Here is a 16154-nt window from a genome sequence, read left to right on the forward strand (position 1 = left end):
CGGAGGCTTCCCTATGACTGTCACTGTCTGGCACCCTTTATTCTCACGCTATCCCGAACTTCATACGCTCGAAGCCGAGCTCGACGCCGCCCTTCGCATCTGTCTTACTGTCTACCGCGGCGGCGGCAAGCTGCTGCTCTGCGGCAATGGCGGCAGCGCGGCCGACTGCGATCATATCGTCGGAGAATTAATGAAGGGCTTTATGAAAAAAAGACCGCTTTCGGCCGACGAATGCGCGCGCTTCGAAGCCGCGCTGCCAGGCGAAGGCCGCCTTCTCGCCGCGCGGCTGCAAGCCTCGCTCCCGGCAATCTCGCTCTCCGCGCACGCGGCGCTGTGCACCGCCGTCGCCAACGACCTTGACGCCGAGCTCGTCTATGCGCAGCAGGTGCTCGGCTACGCGCAACCGGGCGACGCGCTGATCGCGATCAGCACGTCGGGCAACTCCGCCAACGTCATGCGCGCAGCCCAAGCCGCCAGAGCTGCCGGCATCCCGGTGATCGGCATGACGGGCCGTTCCGGCGGCAGGCTCGCAGCCCTGTGCGACGCTGCGATCTCCGTCCCGGCCGATACGACGCCGGACGTTCAGGAGCGTCATCTGCCGATCTATCATGCGCTGTGCATCGCGATCGAGGAGGCGTTGTTCGCTTCATGAAGCTGCTCGCTGGCATTGATATCGGGGGCACGAAGTGCGCCGTCAGCCTCGGACGACCGACGGCGGACGGCATCGAGATCGTCGGCAAGCATATGCTGCCTACCTCCGGCACGCCGGACTGGATGATCGGCAGCCTGCTTGACCGCCTGGAGGCGCTGCTTACCGCAGCCGGTGCCGCCACGCCGGACGCCGTCGGCATCAGCTGCGGCGGTCCGCTCGATGCAGGTCGCGGCCTGATCCTCTCCCCGCCTAATCTGCCCGGGTGGGACCTGGTCGACATCGTCGGCGCCGTCCGGCAGCGGCATGACGTGCCGGTCGCGCTGCAAAACGATGCCAACGCCTGCGCACTGGCGGAATGGCAATGGGGAGCGGGCCGAGGTACGGACCATATGGTTTTCCTGACCTTCGGTACGGGCCTTGGCGCCGGACTAATCCTGAACGGCAGGCTATATGCCGGCGCGAGCGGCATGGCCGGAGAAGCCGGACATATCCGGCTGTCCGAATTCGGTCCGGTCGGCTACGGCAAGCTCGGCTCGTTCGAAGGCTTCTGCAGCGGCGGCGGCATCGCCCAGCTTGCGGCTTCGCTAGCGTTGGAACAGCTGCAGCGCGGCCGCACGACAGCCTATTGCGGCTCCGTCTCCGAGCTCGGCGGCATCACGGCACAGCACGTTGGCGAAGCGGCGCAAGCCGGAGACGAGACCGCGCTTGCGGCGCTGCGCATCTGCGGCGACCGCCTGGGCCAGGGCCTTGCCGTGCTCGTCGACCTGTTCAATCCCGCGCGCATCGTGATAGGCAGCATATACGCGAAGCTGCGCCCGCTGCTCGAACCGCCGATGCAAGCCGCGTTGCGGCGGGAGGCGCTGACGCATGCGCTGGACGCATGCAGCGTCCTGCCTGCGGCGCTCGGCGACCGGATCGGCGACTATGCAGGCTTGTCGGTCGCATCGGACGCGCTGCGGCACAATGTACATTCGGACTGATTGCATTTCCACACTCCGTACGGCACGCATGACCACAAGCGCGCTGCACGCCAAGAAGTCCCGCCGGCCAAAGCCGTCGGGACTTCTTGGCAACTTCCTTTATCGGCAACTCCCTTTAACGCATCATGTCGACAAGTCCCGGAGCGTGCTCGTTAGGCATATCCGGCAGCTGCGGCACCGGGAAGCCTTGCGGCGGCGGCGTCACCGACAGCGGCCCCCCGTTGCGGCTTGGGGATTGGCCTTGGAATATCTCTCCGATCCGGGTCGGATCCAGCCGAAAGTTGAATTGGACGTTGTGGTAGCCCATTTCGACGAACTTGCGGCATTCCGGATACTTGTTAATGTCGTAGTTCGGGACGGGGAATGCCTTGCCCCAATCGACGCCAAGCGTTTCGAGCGCTTTGGCGAATGCGTTCTGATGCGCGTTGTCGCGCACGATAAGGAAACCGAGTGTTTCGCGGAACGTCTGATTCGCGCTCATCTCGTATATTCTCGTTTTCTGCAGCACGCCCGTCGATTCGAGCACGACGTTGTCCAGCATATCCGCGATCAGGTTGCCGTGGCTGTAAACCCACGATCCGTTCCAGGGGTTGCCGCCGGCGTCCACCGGAAGCGAGCTTTTGGCGCCCATGATGAAATGATGGGGATTGGCATGCTTGATCGCTTCGTCGATCGGCGCGGCATCCGAGCCGGCAGCGCCGGGCTCGGACAGTCCGGCATCGTTCAGCAGCTGATTAATCGTGTTTTGCACGAGCTCCACATGCGCGATCTCTTCAAGGAATACGCCTCGCAGCAGATCGCGATACTGCTTCTCTTTTCCTCTAAAGTTCGAGCTCTGAAAAAAGTATTGCATCATGGTGCGCATCTCGCCGAATTGTCCGCCGAGCGTCTCCTGCAGCACCTTTGCGGCCGATGGATCTGGTTTGTCGGGTTTAATAATATTGATGAGCTCTTCCTTGTAATAATACACGTATAAGCCTCCAGTCGGACGATAGGTCCAGTTAATGAGAACTGAAGGTTAGGCTGGTCACCCGCTCCCCGCTTTATCCGCCCGTCTAAAAGGAAAAAATCCCCGTGCCTCGCATACGAGACTTGGGGATTGATCCATTTCGTCGGAACATCCGCCTAGAGCCCGCCGTGAAACGTCTTGCGATAACAGCTCCTGCACACCGGCTTGTAATCGTCGTTGCCGCCGATCATGATCTGGTCGCCCTCGCTCACCGGCACGCCATTGACGGACCGGACCACCATCGTAGCCTTGCGGTCGCAGTGCCAGCAGATCGTCTTGATTTCTTCGATCTTGTCCGCGTTGACGAGCAGGTTGTAGCTGCCTTCGAACAGCTCGTTGCGAAAATCGTTTTTAAGGCCGAACGCCATCACGGGTATGTCGAGCTCGTCGACGATCCATGTGAGCTCCAGCACCTGCCGCTTATTAAGAAATTGGGCCTCGTCCACGAGCACGCAGGAGATGCGCTGCCCGCCGCGGCTCTGCTCCAATCGCACGAGTTCGAACAAATCGGTATCCGCCGCCACAGGAATGGCGGGACGCGTCATGCCGGTGCGCGAGCCGACAAGGTTGGTGCCGATGCGCGTATCGATCGCGGGGGTAAAAAGAAGCACGCGCTTTCCTTGCTCTTCGTAATTGTGCGCGACTTTGATGATTTCGATCGATTTCCCGCTGTTCATTGTGCCATACTTGAAGTATAAATGTGCCAAGCCGTCTGCCTCCATGCTGCCGTGATCTAGCGTTCAAAATCGCTTTCTTTCTATTATAACAAAGATCATGCGTTGCGGTGACGGCGCGGGCGGCGTTGTACATACCATCGTATATGGAGGTTTTCTCGCAAATGGGAATTTGGCTGATCTATGCATTGCTATCGGCAGCGGCCGCTGCGCTCGTCGCCGTCTTCGGCAAGATTGGATTGCAGAACATCGACTCGAACGCGGCGACTGCCGTGCGCTCCGTCATCATGGCCGTCTTCATGCTCGGCGTAGTGGTCGTCCAAGGGAAATGGGCCGAACTGGGTACGGTCTGGGGACACAAAAAGGCGTTAACCTTCGTTGCGCTCAGCGGCGTGGCCGGCGCCGTATCCTGGATGTTTTATTTCCTCGCGCTCAAATACGGCAAGGTCGCGCAGGTCGGCCCCGTCGACAAGCTCAGCGTCGTTATCGCCGCGCTGCTCGCATTTCTATTCCTCGGGGAAAAAATCACGCTGCTGAACGGCATCGGCATCGGGTTGATCACGGTCGGCGTCATCCTGACCGCGCTCAAGTAAGCGCCTTAACGATCGCCGTACATCCATTCGTAAAAAGCGATCATCGTCTCGGCGACAGCTTGATCCGCCTCCGCATACCCTGTTCTGGCCGTTCTGAACAAGCTGCCTCCTTGATGCTCCTCGTAAGCGGCCCCGAGCAAACCGTATCCGCCGTGCTCATTCCCCGGCGCCTCGGTAAATTCGATCATCCGGTCGCCGATCGGCTTCGAGGAGAGGTACGTCTTCGGCTTATCCGCAGGAAATCCCTGTTCCTCCGCCCATTTCGCCAGTTCGGGAAAGTAGGCGCCGATATCGGCGATCGCGCAGCCTTGGCAGCTGCCCGCCGTATCGATCGTATCCAGAAACTGCCCCGCATCCGCCGGATTTTCGGCATGCATGCCGAACGAGCCGTTTGCGCCGACGGACCCTGTGACCGTCCATCCCTTCGGCGCAAGCATCATGAATCCCCGGTCGTCGTAACCTAGATTCATCCAATAGACGGCCAGCTTGGACGCTAGCTTCTTCGGAACGACAAAACCTTGGGCCGGCAGATCCGCAGCCGGCAGTATCGTGGGCGGCGAACCGTCCACGTCAACGCCGTATTCGGTCGGTACGCCGACCAGCGGCAGCGACACGGCCGCTTTCCCGGCTTCGTCGTCGAAGGCCACCGTCCGCGACGCGCCAGAGGCTGAATTAGCCGTCCCGGATTCGAATGAAGCGGAAGCCTGCGACGTCAACGCCTTCTCCGCATTGTCGTTAGCGCTGCAGGCGCTCAGCCAGGCCGGCGCCATGACGAACAGCGCGGCGATCAAGACTCGCCGCGCTGTTCGATGTCCGAATGAGGTCGCGCACATATTTTCCAGACTCCCTTATTTTCCCGTTTGGAAAATAAGACGAGGCGGCCGACCGCCAAGTTGCATGAATGCCACAGCGATTTTCCGATTATCGGTTGTGGGGAGACGCAGGCGCATTTTGCGCCGGATGGTTGCCTTCCGTCGACTTGATTACCGCCTCAGCGAATTCCTCGCCCCGCTCGGCGTAGCTGTTGCCTTTATTTTTCTTCCTTTTGCCAGGCATCCGAATCCCTCCTCTCATTCATTTTGTTGACCGGCCTTCAGACGAGCGCTTGCTCGAGCGCCTCCCGCACCTCGCCGATCGCGACGATCTGACGACCGAAGATGTGCCTGTCTTCTCCCGCCGCATGGTCGGGTCCGCTGAACAGCTGCTCCGTCACATCCTCGGTCGCGGCATAGACGGGGAGATCGGCGACGCCGATGAGATCCGGTTCCAGGAAGGAATCCTCCTTCATCACGCGGACGAGCTGCAGCCTGCCGTCGTCTTCCTTCCGGAAATAAACCAGCAGCCTCGGCGCGCGCGCCAGGTCGGTATGCACCTCTACCTCGCCGTACAGCTGCCTGCCTCTCGCCAGCACTCTTCGAAAAGCGGCGTGCCTAACCGTCAACATGGCCGCATTCCTCTCCTTTCGGACGTCCGTTCTTAATTTTTCCGCAAGGACAGACATTTTACTCTGAATTCCGCATACACATCTTATGATTGGTTTTGCCCCATTTATAAGGCAGCCAGGCAATACCAGCGGGGAGGTTGCGATAGGCTATGTGCGGAATAACAGGCTGGATCGATTGGAATCGGGACTTGACGCAACAGGCCGACGTGCTCGAGCGCATGACGGAAACGCTGGAGCTGCGCGGCCCCGACGCCTCGGGAACGTGGCTCTCCCGCCATTGCGCGTTCGGACACAGGCGCCTGTCCGTCATGGATCCGGCGAACGGCGCGCAGCCGATGGTACGTCCGTCGAAGGAAGCGGACGAACACGACTGCGTCATTGTCTATAACGGAGAATTGTACAACGCGCCCGAGCTCAAAAGGGAGCTGCTCTCCCTCGGCTACGCGTTCAAGACGAGCTGCGATACGGAAGTGCTGCTGCAAGCCTACATCGAATGGGGCCCGGCCTGCGTGGAGCGGTTAAACGGCATTTTTGCGTTCGCCGTCTGGCATTCGCTCGAGCAAACGCTGTTTGCCGCGCGCGACCGTCTTGGGGTCAAGCCGTTCTTCTACCGGCAGGACGAAGGCCGGCTGCTGTTCGGCTCGGAGCCGAAGGCCGTACTGGCGCACCCGGACGTAGAGCCCGCGATTGACGGCGAAGGCCTTGCCGAGCTGTTCGTGCTCGGGCCAGCCAGGACGCCGGGCCATGGCATCTGGCGCGGACTGTCCGAGCTGAAGCCGGGCCAGACGCTTCTTTTCGACCGGGACGGCCTGCGCATCCGGACCTACTGGCAGCTTGAGAGCCGCGAACACGAGGACGACGAAGCGACGACGGCCGCTCGCATCGGCGAGCTGCTGGCCGATACGCTCGAGCGCCAGCTCGCCTCCGACGTGCCCGTATGCACGCTGCTGTCCGGAGGTCTTGACTCCAGCGCCCTGACCGCGCTCGCCGTCGCTTATTACAACCGCACGGGACAGGGCAACGTCGACACGTATTCGGTCGATTACGTCGACAACGACAAGCATTTTAAAGCGCACGCCTTCCAGCCGAACGCCGACGCACCGTGGATCGCCCGGATGGTCGAGCATCTGGGCACCGTCCATCATCCGATTCAATTCGATACGCCCGAGCTCGTCGAAGCGCTCGAGGCGGCCGTCCGCGCCAAGGACTATCCGGGGATGGCGGATATCGACGCTTCCTTGTACCTGTTTTGCAAGGAGATCAAAAAGGGCGCAACTGTCGCCGTCTCCGGCGAAGCCGCGGACGAAGTGTTCGGCGGCTATCCGTGGTTCCATCGCAAGGAAGCGCTGGAAGCGGGCACGTTCCCCTGGTCGCTGTCCGTGGATCTCCGGGAGAGCATCCTGTCGCCCGGCGTACTCGAGACGGTCCGGCCGCGGGAATACGTAGCCGACCGTTATGCCCAGGCCGTAAGCGAGGTGCCGGCGCTGCCCGGCGAAAACGAGGAGCAGCGTCTCATGCGCCGCATGTCGTATCTGAACATCACCCGATTCATGCCGACCTTGCTGGACCGCAAGGACCGGATGAGCATGGCCGCGGGGCTCGAAGTGCGGGTGCCTTATTGCGATCACCGCCTGGTCGATTACGTATTTAACGTCCCGTGGAAAATCAAGCAGGCCGGCGACCGGGAAAAAGGTATCCTACGCAAGTCGCTCGAGGGCGTACTGCCGCACGATGTGCTGTATCGCAAAAAGAGCCCTTATCCGAAAACGCATAATCCGAATTACCTGTCCGCGGTCAAAACGCGCTTGCTGGAGCGCCTCGACGACACCTCGTCTCCGCTGCTGCAGCTGATCGACGGGAAAAAGGTCCGTCAGATCGCCGAGACGGCCGATGCCAGCACCAATTTGCCCTGGTTCGGACAGCTCATGAGCGGACCGCAGCTGTTCGCCTATCTGCTGCAGGTGGATTACTGGCTGCAGGAATATAAAGTCCGGCTCGTTTAACGGATTCGGCTTGTAAGGCCCACGTATCGTCGCCCGCGGTATGGTCCTTTTCCGCAATGCCTGCAAATATACATCTTTTTCTGCCGATGTCGGCCCTTTTAAAGCGGATAGATGCAAAAAGGCAGTTATTTTCCTCCTTCAGCCCCGTTTCCGGCTTGTGCGCTGAATTTACCTGCACATTTGCAGGTATTTCATCGGGTGCCGCTGTTCGGTAGAAAATACATGTATAAATGCAGGCTTTAGGGCTGCAAGCCGGCAAAAAGCTCCGGCATGCCGAAGAGAGGCCGCAAGCCAGCGAATAGCTCCGGCATGCCGAAGAGAGACTGCAAGCCAGCGAATAGCTCCGGCATGCCGAAGTTGCGCTTACTGTCGCGAATCGCAAAAAGGGATGAAGCAGAAATGACGCTGCCTCATCCCTTTTGATGTTTGTTAGCGGATCTGAAAACGCAAACGAAGCCTCAAAACCGCGCCCCTTCAGCCGCCTATCTAGGCTAGCCTGAACGACTCAGCTCTCCGCTTGAGGCGCGCCCAGGAGGCGAAGCAGCTTCGCCAGCGCTTGCCCGCGGTGACTGATCGCGTTTTTTTCGCCAACGCTCAGCTCCGCCATCGATCTGCCGTGCGATGGAAGCCAGAACAGCGGGTCGTAACCGAACCCGCCGTCGCCCCGCGGCGCCCCGGTAACGATGCCCTCGACGGCCCCCTCCGCGCTCAGCGTGTCGCCGCCCGGCTTGTAGAGGACGAGACAGCTCACGAAGCGCGCCGTGCTCAGCGCATCCTCCGCGCCGCCCGCTTCTGCCGCCGGCACGGAAGCCCCTGCGGCGCGCAGCTCTCGAACCAGCTTCGCGTTGTTGTCCGCATCGGTCGCGCCTTCGCCCGCGTAGCGAGCCGAGTAGACGCCGGGCACGCTGCCGAGCGCGTCGACGCACAGGCCCGAGTCGTCCGCGAGCGCAGGCAGCCCGGTGGCGTGCGACACCGTCCTTGCCTTGATCGTGGCGTTCGCCTCGAACGTATCGCCGTCCTCGACGATATCGGGAATATCCTTCCCGCCTTCGAATTCGGTCAAATCGGCCACCTTCACGCCAAGCGCGGCGAAGGCCGCCCTGAACTCGGCCGTCTTGCCTTTGTTGCGCGTCGCGACCAGCAGCGTATCCCCCGGCTCAAGCCTCATGTCCGCACCGTCCCGATCCGCGCGCCTGCTTCACCGAGCGCTTGCTTCTGCAGCTCGATCAGCCTCGCGATGCCCGACTCCGCCAGCGCCAGCATGCCGTCCAGCTCCGTTCGCGAGAACGGCTGCTCTTCGCCCGTGCCCTGGACTTCGACGAACGCGCCGGCTCCCGTCATGACGACGTTCATATCCACCTTTGCCTTGGAATCCTCCGCGTAGTTCAGGTCAAGCAGTGCGGCTTCTCCCAGAACGCCTACGCTGACCGAAGCCAAATAGTCAGTCAGTGGATATTTCGCGAACGCGTTCGTCCCCGCCAGCTTGTGAACGGCGAGCGCCAGCGCGATGAATGCTCCTGTAATCGAGGTCGTCCGCGTACCTCCATCCGCCTGCAGCACGTCGCAGTCCAGCGTGATGGTACGCTCGCCGAGCGCTTCCAGGCTGACGACGGAGCGCAGCGCCCGCCCGATCAACCGCTGGATTTCCATCGTGCGTCCGACCTGCTTGCCCTTCACCGATTCCCGCTGATTCCGCGAATGCGTCGCTCTCGGGAGCATTGCGTATTCGGCCGTTACCCAGCCCTTGCCCTGCCCTTTCAGGAACGGCGGCACTCTCTCCTCGACCGTGGCCGTGACGAGCACCTTCGTATCGCCCATCTCGATCTGCACCGAGCCTTCGGCGTATTTATTCGGATTCAGCACGACGGCCATCGGTCTCAGCTCGCCGGGATCTCTTCCGTCCGATCTCATGATTGCCATTCCTCCTTGAGCTAAAGCGGCGGGACAAGCGTCCCCCCGACAAATCCATCCCATTTTACCAGAGTGAACGGCCAAAAGCATCATCGGACCCTAAACGCATGCAGCGGCTTCGGGACGAATGAGTCCTTGGATTCAGGGCAACCTACCCGGTAATGGAAATGAAAGGAGGTCCCGCTATGCTTGAAAAGGTTAAGGATATTCTCGGCACGCCATCCGATTTTTCCGCCGAGACGATGGACAACGGATACGCGAAATTGCAAATCGGCTTTTTCCCGGGCATGTGCGACATGGACCAGTTGAAGGATGCCATCGTCATACCGTTCTCTTACCGCTTCGATCCGGACGAATTTCGCAGAATGCTGCATACGAGCATCGGATTCATGAAGAACGTCCCTTCAGAGCATTGGGTCGAGTACCTGCTCAAAGGCTATGTCATTCTGGAGTACGAAGGAGAAGTCTTCGTATTCCAGGCGATCCGGCGCATGCAAACCCAGCCGGACCAGACGCAGGTGGAGGCGTCTTTGCAAGGTCCGCAGTCCGCTTTTACCGAAAATCTCGATCTTAACCTGACGCTGATCCGCAATATATACAACGTTCCCGAACTGTCGGTGGAAAACATCGAGCCGAAAAACCAGTCGAAATCCAAAATCGTCTTGCTCTACGACCGAGCCAAACGCAACGAAACGACGCTCGAAGAGGTGCGCAAGCGGCTTAGCAATCTGGATCGCGGACTGCTCATGTCCGCCGGACAGCTGGCCAAGCAAATCTCTCAAGCCAAATATCGTTTGTTTCCGATCACGCAGCTCACGGAGCGACCCGATCGTCTCAGCATCCATTTGAACAAAGGAAAGATCGCCGTCCTGCTGGACGGCAGCCGGTTCGCCATCCTGCTGCCCGTTCACTTCTTCGACTTCATGTACGCAATGGACGACCACTACGAGCCGTCCTGGATGAGCCGTTTTCTCATCGGTCTGCGCTACATCTCGATGATGCTTACGCTTTTGCTGCCGGCGCTTTATATCTCGATCGTGTCCTACAATCCGGAGGTATTCCGGGTCCAGCTCGCGTTCACGATTGACGGGAGCCGCGCGGCCGTGCCCTATCCGTCCTTCATCGAGGTGCTGCTCATGCTATTCATGATTGAGGCGCTCATCGAGGCCAGTCTCCGGCTGCCACGGTCTGTCGGCTCGACGGCCGCGACGGTCGGCGGTCTCATTCTGGGACAAGCCGCCCAGCAGGCGGGACTGGTCAGCAGCATCATGATCATCGTCACGTCGGTCGTCGCCATTTCGAATTTCGTCATTCCCAATTCCACGTTCAGCTATTTCATTCGCATCTTGAAGTATGCGTTCGTCATCGTAGCCATTTTTGCCGGACTCGTCGGCGTAGTCGTCGCTTTGTTCATGCTCGTCGTGTACTTGTGCAATATGCGCAGCTTCGGCGAGCCTTACTTCGCCCTGTTCCAGAGCAAGGCGGGCAAAGCCAGCGACAACATACATTAAGCGTGCAAAAGGGAGGCTTTGCCTGTGATTCGCTATTACTACTATCACATTTTTTATGTCGGCATGATGAACATCATGGTACTGGTCCCCTTCGTGCTGATCAGCCATCGGTTCGATGGGGCCGTATCCGCTTTTCCCATCGCCATTGTGCTGGGCACGCTATACAGCTTTGTGACTTCTGCCGCCTTCAAACGCTTCCCCGGACTTGGCCTGCCCGAAATCTACAAGCTCTTTTTGCCTGGCTGGCTAGCCAACTGCCTGAATATGGTTGGCGTCGCGATCTGGTGCGTTGCCGGAATCATCGTCTTGTTTTCTTATTCAAATACGGTCGGCATTTTCTTCGATCCGGAAGCCAGCTCCTATTTGAACCTGGCGATCATGGCGGCAGCCTCGGTGTGGGCGGCGTCCCGCAGCTCCCGATCGGTCCAGTTCGCGCACGAGGTGCTGCTCATCGTCAGTACGCCGATCATTCTGTGGATTCTGTTCAAGGCGCTGCTCAGCAACTGGCTGGATTGGGATGCCATCCGGCTCATCGCCGATGCCGGCATTCGCAAGCCGCCGTCGATGACCTGCATTTTCGCATCTACCTTCGTATTCTCCGGCCACATGAACATCACGTTGTTCAACCGGCTTAATCCGAGCGATCTCAAATTCAGGTTCAGATGGATCATTCCGTTCGTCGGCGCCTTTTTTTTGCTCGTCTCCTTTTTCGTGCCGATCGGCTTCCACGGTACTCAGGCGGTCGGAAACTATTTGTACGTCTGGAGCGTCACGACCGACAGCCTGATGATGAAATACGGTTTTATCCAGCGGGTGCTTTACCTTTTCCTGCTGCTCTATACGTTCCTGTCGCTCGTATTCGTCATGAACACCTGGCATACGGGCATGGAATTTTTCAAGGCATGCTTCAAAAGGTATAAGCCGCTGACGGACGAAGACAAAGTGCCCGGCATCAATTGGTGGGTTTGCGGCGTGTTGGCAGGGCTGACGTTCGTTTACGCGTATTTTACCAATGACATCTTCAACCGCGTGGCGGCAGAGATGTGGCTGATCTCCCGGTTTATCGTCGAGACGGTCTTAATCGTGCTCCTGCTCGTCTTTACTTTTATGAAGAAAAAAGGCTACATGAAGCGGACCGGCGAGACGAGAATTCGGCAGAGCGGCGGTGCGAGCCGATGATTCGCCGTCGAACGCTGCTGCGCTGCATCTGTCTGACACTGCTCCTGATGCTCGGCGGCTGCCAACTGAAGGACATTGACAAGCGGTACTTTGTCGTATCCGCAGGTTTCGACTATTCGGACAATCCGGCCGCACCCTACCGGGTGTCGCTCCGGCTGGCTCTCCCTTCCTCCAAGGTCGAAGAGGGCGGCGCCATGTCCGTCGTGCAGACGGTGGACGCGGCGTCGATCGCCGAAGCCGTCCGGCATTTGAAATCGACCGTAGACAAAGAGCTTGAATTCGGCCATTGCCGCGAGTTCATTCTCGGACGCAAGCTGATCGAGAAGGACGGCATCGACAATTCCATGCAATGGCTGTCCCGCCGCCGCGATATCCAGAGCGTCTCGAACGTCATGATCGGCGATCCGGACGCCTTTTCGGTCGTCAATTTGAAGCCCAAGTCGGAACGGTACCCCGGCAATTCCTTGTTTCTATCCTTCGGCAACGAAGGAACGGAAGCCGCCAACACGGTCACGACGTATTTATTCGATCTGTACCGACGGGAGTACGAGACCGGACTGGATCCCGTACTGCCCGTAGCCAGCCTATTCAGGGACGCCTACAGGATCGATCGCGTGGCCATGCTGGACAAACAAAAAACACGACTCTACCTCGATTCGGACGAGACGCTCTTGTTCAATATGGCGGCCTTCGGCGTGGACAATACGATCCTCGTGCTGCCGGGTAAGCCGATTAACATCGTGCTCGCAGCAACGAATACAACTTCAAAAATCAATCTGAAGGGCGGAGAAGATCCCGTCGCCGTCGTCAACATCCGAATCGTAGGCTTTCTCGAGCAAAGCCCCCCCCACCTTTTGGAAAAGGATTGGAGAGGGCTGGAGCGCAAAATGGGCAAGCACTTCTCGGAGGAAGCCGAAAAAATGCTGTACAAGATCCGCAATGCCGGCGTCGATCCTTTCGGCTTCGGTCTGCATTACCTGGCCGACCATCACAACGCGAAGGGCCGATGGGAGAAATGGAAGAGCCTCTACCCGGATATCCGATTCGAAGTGCACGCCAACGTATCGATCCAGGGATCCGGTCTGATCCGCTAGCGGACCGCGATACAGCCGACGCACCCGATCCAGCAGCCCCGGCCTGTTCAGCCCGTATAGGCGTTAATCTGCGCCGGGCGTTGTACCGGCTGCTCATACGTCTCGCTGTCGGCACCGGTCAGCTTGGTGCTGCCGTTGACGGCGACTGCGACCTTCGGAGCGCCGGTCGCCTCGGTCAAGGTCAGCACCAGGCCTTCCATCATCTCGGCCGGCATCGGCATGCCCGCCGCCCAGTCCTGCTCCTGCAGCTTGACCTGCACGGTATCCGACTTCAGGGCAAGCTCCTCCACCGTCGTATTCGCGAGCATGACGGCCTCGAGGCTTTTCGTGTCCTGCGGCCCTTTGATCAGCTCGCCCAGCGCGGCGCGAGCACGGTCGCTCTGCCGTTCGATCAGACGCGTCACAGGTACGAAGTAGCCGTCTCCCTGCTCGTTTTTGGCGGAGAAATAAAGCGTCACGGCCATCGAATCGCTCACTTTGACCTGCGGCGAACGCTCCAGGTTAATGCCGATATTGCGCGTGAGCACCACCGGAACCGGCAAGCCGGAAGCCGGAAGCTCGGTCATGTCCTGGCCGGCGACGGTGAGATGCACCTTGTCGATGCCCGGCAGCTCCGTCATCGTCCAGACGATGGCCTCCAGCACCTTGCGCTCGTCCGATGCCGGTATGCCCGTCAGCGGCTTAGCAAAGTCAACGGTGACCGAGCCGGCTTCCGGATTTTTGACGACCTTGGAGACGACCGTCCCTTTTGGCAGCACGGGCGTGAAGCCGGGGGGGAGCTGCCCGGCGAGCTTGGCGTCCGCTGTCAGCCAGGCCAGCGCTTCAATCTCCGGCGCGTTTTGTCCGGTCTCGCTTTCCTGCTTGGACCGGTCCAGCGTCATCGGCGCGACGTAGCCTCTGCTGTCCTTCAAGTACACGGTCAGACCGTCGGCGATCGCGGAGCTCCCCATCGGCGCCATGGCGTCGTCAGCGGCTTGCAGCATCTGGTTTTCAACGGCGGCAGGCGGCGCGTCGATCGGATCTGTGGCGGTCTTTTCTACGCCCGAGATGCTGCATCCCGTAACAGCGACGGCTAGTCCGCCCGCGGCAAGCAGCTTCCACAACGGTTTTCGTAAATGAACAGGTATCATATTTGCCAATTCCTCCCGCAGGGGCGCCGCACTTTATCGCTTCCCTCGTATTGTAGTACTATGTATACGAGCCCCCGGGAGAAATATGTACGGTTTGTCCTGCTCGGGCGAAGAATATAATGATCGTGATCGCTTGCAACGGGAGCGATAACAAGAAAGAGGTGTGCGTCATGTCCAATCCGGCCAACTACCGGCTTAATAGCAAGGAAGTCGCCCAGGCGACCATGGACTGGCTCGGCAAGCGAGGCGTCTCCAAGGAGCAAATCGGCCAATTGGTCATGCTGCTGCAAAAAGATTATTTTAAAGATTTGACCCTCGACGAATGCGTAACTAACGTCGAAGCCGTGCTGTCCAAGCGCGAAGTGCAGAACGCCGTGCTGACCGGCATTCAGCTCGACATGCTCGCAGAACAGGGCCAGCTGCTGCCCCCGCTTCAGAACATGATCTGGCACGACGAGGGCCTCTACGGCTGTGACGAGGTGCTCGCGCTCAGCATCGTCAACGTATACGGCAGCATCGGCCTTACGAACTTCGGTTATGTCGACAAGTTTAAGCCCGGCGTCCTCAAGAAGCTTAATGAGAAAAACGGCAAGGACGTGCACACGTTCCTGGACGATATCGTTGGCGCCATCGCCGCGTCCGCTGCCAGCCGGATCGCCCATCGCAAACAGGCGGAGCGCGAGGCCGTCGAGGAAGCGCTCGGCGACCAGGCTTAATGGCCTGATTGCTTTTAACCCGATAGCTTCTGGTTTAATGGCTAAATGCCGAACTCATGAATAAGCAAAACGCCTCCAAGCGCACGCCGAAGCGCTCGTCCAGGAGGCGTTTTTTGTCATGTTTTGCGACTTCGAAAAGCACGGCGCGGAAAACGCTCCCCAGTGCCCGTCCGCCCCGATGCGCCGGTCCGTCCGTCGCTCAGCGTGCCGTCCGGTAGTAAATGCGTGAGGCTCCGGACCCCGAATCGCTCTCCCGTTCCTGAACAAGCGTTCTGTCCGACGTCATCCGCTCCATGTGCGCGATCGTCTCCGCCATGGCGAATCGCAAATTGTGCGGATTGCCGCCGATACGCTCGCCGAACAGCGCCTCGCACATCGCGAACGCCGTCAGCCGTCCTTTATTGTTGATAGCGGACAGCTCCGAAGCCAGCGCCTCCATACGCACGAGCCGCCGGACATGATGTTCGCGCAATTCGGTGACCCGGCGGCCGAAGCCGGCGAACGGCTCCCGGTGCCCCGGATACGCCATGTCGACCCCGCAAGCCGCCATTCGGTCCAGGCTCGCCAGGTACGAGCCGAGCGGGTCCGGATCTCCGCCCGCCATCCAGCCGATATTCGGCGTGATGTCGGGCAGCACCTGATCGCCGCACAGCATGATCCGCCTGTCGCTATCGTAGAACGCCAGATGCCCCGGGGCATGGCCCTCGCCGCCGATCGCTTCCCACCTTGCGCCTCCGAAGGAAAGCAAGTCTCCAGCTCCGATCGCGCGCGTCCGGACCGGATGCGGCAGCACCTGCCGCTTGACGCTCTCCAGATGTCCGCTTACGCCGTCGCATAGCGGCTCCGGCAGACCGTGCGCGCGGAAGGCGCTCACCAGCTCCGCGGAGAAAGTCTCGTTTTCCCCCCATAATCGCTGCGCGTACCGGGACGCGGTCTCCGACAGCCAGACCTCCGCTTGCGTGCGCGTCTGCAGCCAGCCCGACAGACCGTAATGATCCGGATGGTAATGCGTCACCACGATCCGCACGATGTCGCGCCATTCCAAGCCGGCCTGCGACATGAACGTTTCCCATGCGGCTTCGGCTTCCGGCGTGCGCAGACCCGCATCGACGACCGTCCAGCCGTCGGCAGCCTGCAGCAAATACGCGTTCACCTGCTTCAGCGCGAATGGAAGCGGCAAGCGAAGCTGCACGATCCCGCTTCCGTGACTTGTCCAAAGAGGCAGCGAATTCCTCATCTCCCGGCCTCCCCGATCGTT

At 59.9% G+C, this 16154-nt stretch carries 17 protein-coding genes; 8 read left to right on the plus strand and 9 right to left on the minus strand.

Translation table 11 applies throughout. The features are described 5' to 3' along the window. Positions 1-13: 13 nt before the first annotated feature. The gene (locus ACFSR7_RS11180; protein WP_378161461.1) at positions 14-652 is read left to right on the plus strand and encodes a D-sedoheptulose-7-phosphate isomerase; all 639 of its coding nucleotides are present in this window, start codon (positions 14-16) and stop codon (positions 650-652) included. Then, entirely contained in the window at positions 649-1632 is a 984-nt protein-coding gene (locus ACFSR7_RS11185) for an ROK family protein (RefSeq protein WP_378161463.1), read from the plus strand. The genes ACFSR7_RS11180 and ACFSR7_RS11185 overlap by 4 nt, the downstream gene beginning before the upstream one ends. Positions 1633-1747: 115 nt before the next feature. Here ACFSR7_RS11185 and ACFSR7_RS11190 read toward each other — a convergent pair whose 3' ends face one another. Both ACFSR7_RS11190 and ACFSR7_RS11195 read right to left on the minus strand, forming a co-directional pair. Next, on the minus strand, positions 1748-2602 hold the full coding sequence (locus ACFSR7_RS11190) for a manganese catalase family protein (protein WP_378161465.1): 855 nt from the start codon (positions 2600-2602) through the stop codon (positions 1748-1750). A 155-nt stretch (positions 2603-2757) separates the two neighbouring features. Continuing rightward, on the minus strand, positions 2758-3348 hold the full coding sequence (locus tag ACFSR7_RS11195; RefSeq protein WP_378161467.1) for a thymidine kinase: 591 nt from the start codon (positions 3346-3348) through the stop codon (positions 2758-2760). Positions 3349-3479: 131 nt separating this feature from the next. Here ACFSR7_RS11195 and ACFSR7_RS11200 point away from each other — a divergent pair, with 131 nt between their 5' ends. Further along, positions 3480-3908 carry an EamA family transporter gene (locus ACFSR7_RS11200; RefSeq protein WP_378115892.1) on the plus strand — a complete coding sequence of 143 codons (429 nt, stop codon included), beginning with the start codon at positions 3480-3482 and terminating at the stop codon, positions 3906-3908. A gap of 5 nt (positions 3909-3913) precedes the next feature. Here ACFSR7_RS11200 and ACFSR7_RS11205 read toward each other — a convergent pair whose 3' ends face one another. The 3 genes from ACFSR7_RS11205 to ACFSR7_RS11215 form a co-directional block, all read right to left on the minus strand. Then, positions 3914-4741 (minus strand): DUF4850 domain-containing protein, encoded by an 828-nt coding sequence (locus tag ACFSR7_RS11205; protein ID WP_378161469.1) that lies wholly within the window; start codon positions 4739-4741, stop codon positions 3914-3916. A gap of 88 nt (positions 4742-4829) precedes the next feature. After that, positions 4830-4964 carry a hypothetical protein gene (locus ACFSR7_RS11210; protein ID WP_282907800.1) on the minus strand — a complete coding sequence of 45 codons (135 nt, stop codon included), beginning with the start codon at positions 4962-4964 and terminating at the stop codon, positions 4830-4832. Between the two features lie 37 nt (positions 4965-5001). Then, a complete protein-coding gene (locus ACFSR7_RS11215; protein ID WP_378161471.1) occupies positions 5002-5352 on the minus strand; it encodes a hypothetical protein in 351 nt (116 codons plus the stop codon). A gap of 149 nt (positions 5353-5501) precedes the next feature. Between ACFSR7_RS11215 and asnB the strand changes: the two genes are divergently transcribed. Next, positions 5502-7355: an asparagine synthase (glutamine-hydrolyzing) gene (gene asnB, locus ACFSR7_RS11220; protein WP_378161473.1), complete on the plus strand. Its 1854-nt coding sequence runs from the start codon at positions 5502-5504 to the stop codon at positions 7353-7355. 505 nt (positions 7356-7860) lie between these two features. Here the strand turns inward: asnB and rdgB are convergent. Beyond that, on the minus strand, positions 7861-8523 hold the full coding sequence (rdgB, locus tag ACFSR7_RS11225; protein WP_378161475.1) for an RdgB/HAM1 family non-canonical purine NTP pyrophosphatase: 663 nt from the start codon (positions 8521-8523) through the stop codon (positions 7861-7863). Beyond that, positions 8520-9266 carry a ribonuclease PH gene (gene rph, locus ACFSR7_RS11230; protein ID WP_378115902.1) on the minus strand — a complete coding sequence of 249 codons (747 nt, stop codon included), beginning with the start codon at positions 9264-9266 and terminating at the stop codon, positions 8520-8522. The genes rdgB and rph overlap by 4 nt, the downstream gene beginning before the upstream one ends. Before the next feature lie 185 nt (positions 9267-9451). Between rph and ACFSR7_RS11235 the strand changes: the two genes are divergently transcribed. From ACFSR7_RS11235 to ACFSR7_RS11245, 3 genes are read left to right on the plus strand one after another with little or no spacing between them, the layout of a single operon-like run. Next, positions 9452-10777, plus strand: a complete 1326-nt coding sequence (locus tag ACFSR7_RS11235) for a spore germination protein (protein WP_378161477.1) — start codon at positions 9452-9454, stop codon at positions 10775-10777. A gap of 24 nt (positions 10778-10801) precedes the next feature. Then, positions 10802-11956 carry a hypothetical protein gene (locus ACFSR7_RS11240; protein WP_378161479.1) on the plus strand — a complete coding sequence of 385 codons (1155 nt, stop codon included), beginning with the start codon at positions 10802-10804 and terminating at the stop codon, positions 11954-11956. Next, positions 11953-13050 (plus strand): Ger(x)C family spore germination protein, encoded by a 1098-nt coding sequence (locus ACFSR7_RS11245; protein ID WP_378161481.1) that lies wholly within the window; start codon positions 11953-11955, stop codon positions 13048-13050. Before ACFSR7_RS11240 ends, ACFSR7_RS11245 begins: the two co-directional genes overlap by 4 nt. Positions 13051-13097: 47 nt before the next feature. On the opposite strand, the gene ACFSR7_RS11250 is transcribed toward ACFSR7_RS11245, so the two are convergent. Further along, positions 13098-14180, minus strand: a complete 1083-nt coding sequence (locus ACFSR7_RS11250) for a GerMN domain-containing protein (protein ID WP_378161483.1) — start codon at positions 14178-14180, stop codon at positions 13098-13100. Positions 14181-14350: 170 nt separating this feature from the next. Between ACFSR7_RS11250 and ACFSR7_RS11255 the strand changes: the two genes are divergently transcribed. Continuing rightward, the gene (locus tag ACFSR7_RS11255; RefSeq protein ID WP_282907791.1) at positions 14351-14896 is read left to right on the plus strand and encodes a phosphatidylglycerophosphatase A family protein; all 546 of its coding nucleotides are present in this window, start codon (positions 14351-14353) and stop codon (positions 14894-14896) included. A gap of 199 nt (positions 14897-15095) precedes the next feature. Here ACFSR7_RS11255 and ACFSR7_RS11260 read toward each other — a convergent pair whose 3' ends face one another. Then, on the minus strand, positions 15096-16133 hold the full coding sequence (locus ACFSR7_RS11260) for an MBL fold metallo-hydrolase (RefSeq protein WP_378161485.1): 1038 nt from the start codon (positions 16131-16133) through the stop codon (positions 15096-15098). Positions 16134-16154: the final 21 nt, after the last annotated feature.

Origin of the sequence: Cohnella sp. GCM10020058, from assembly GCF_042683485.1 — a bacterium.
In the GTDB taxonomy this organism is placed as follows: domain Bacteria; phylum Bacillota; class Bacilli; order Paenibacillales; family Paenibacillaceae; genus Cohnella.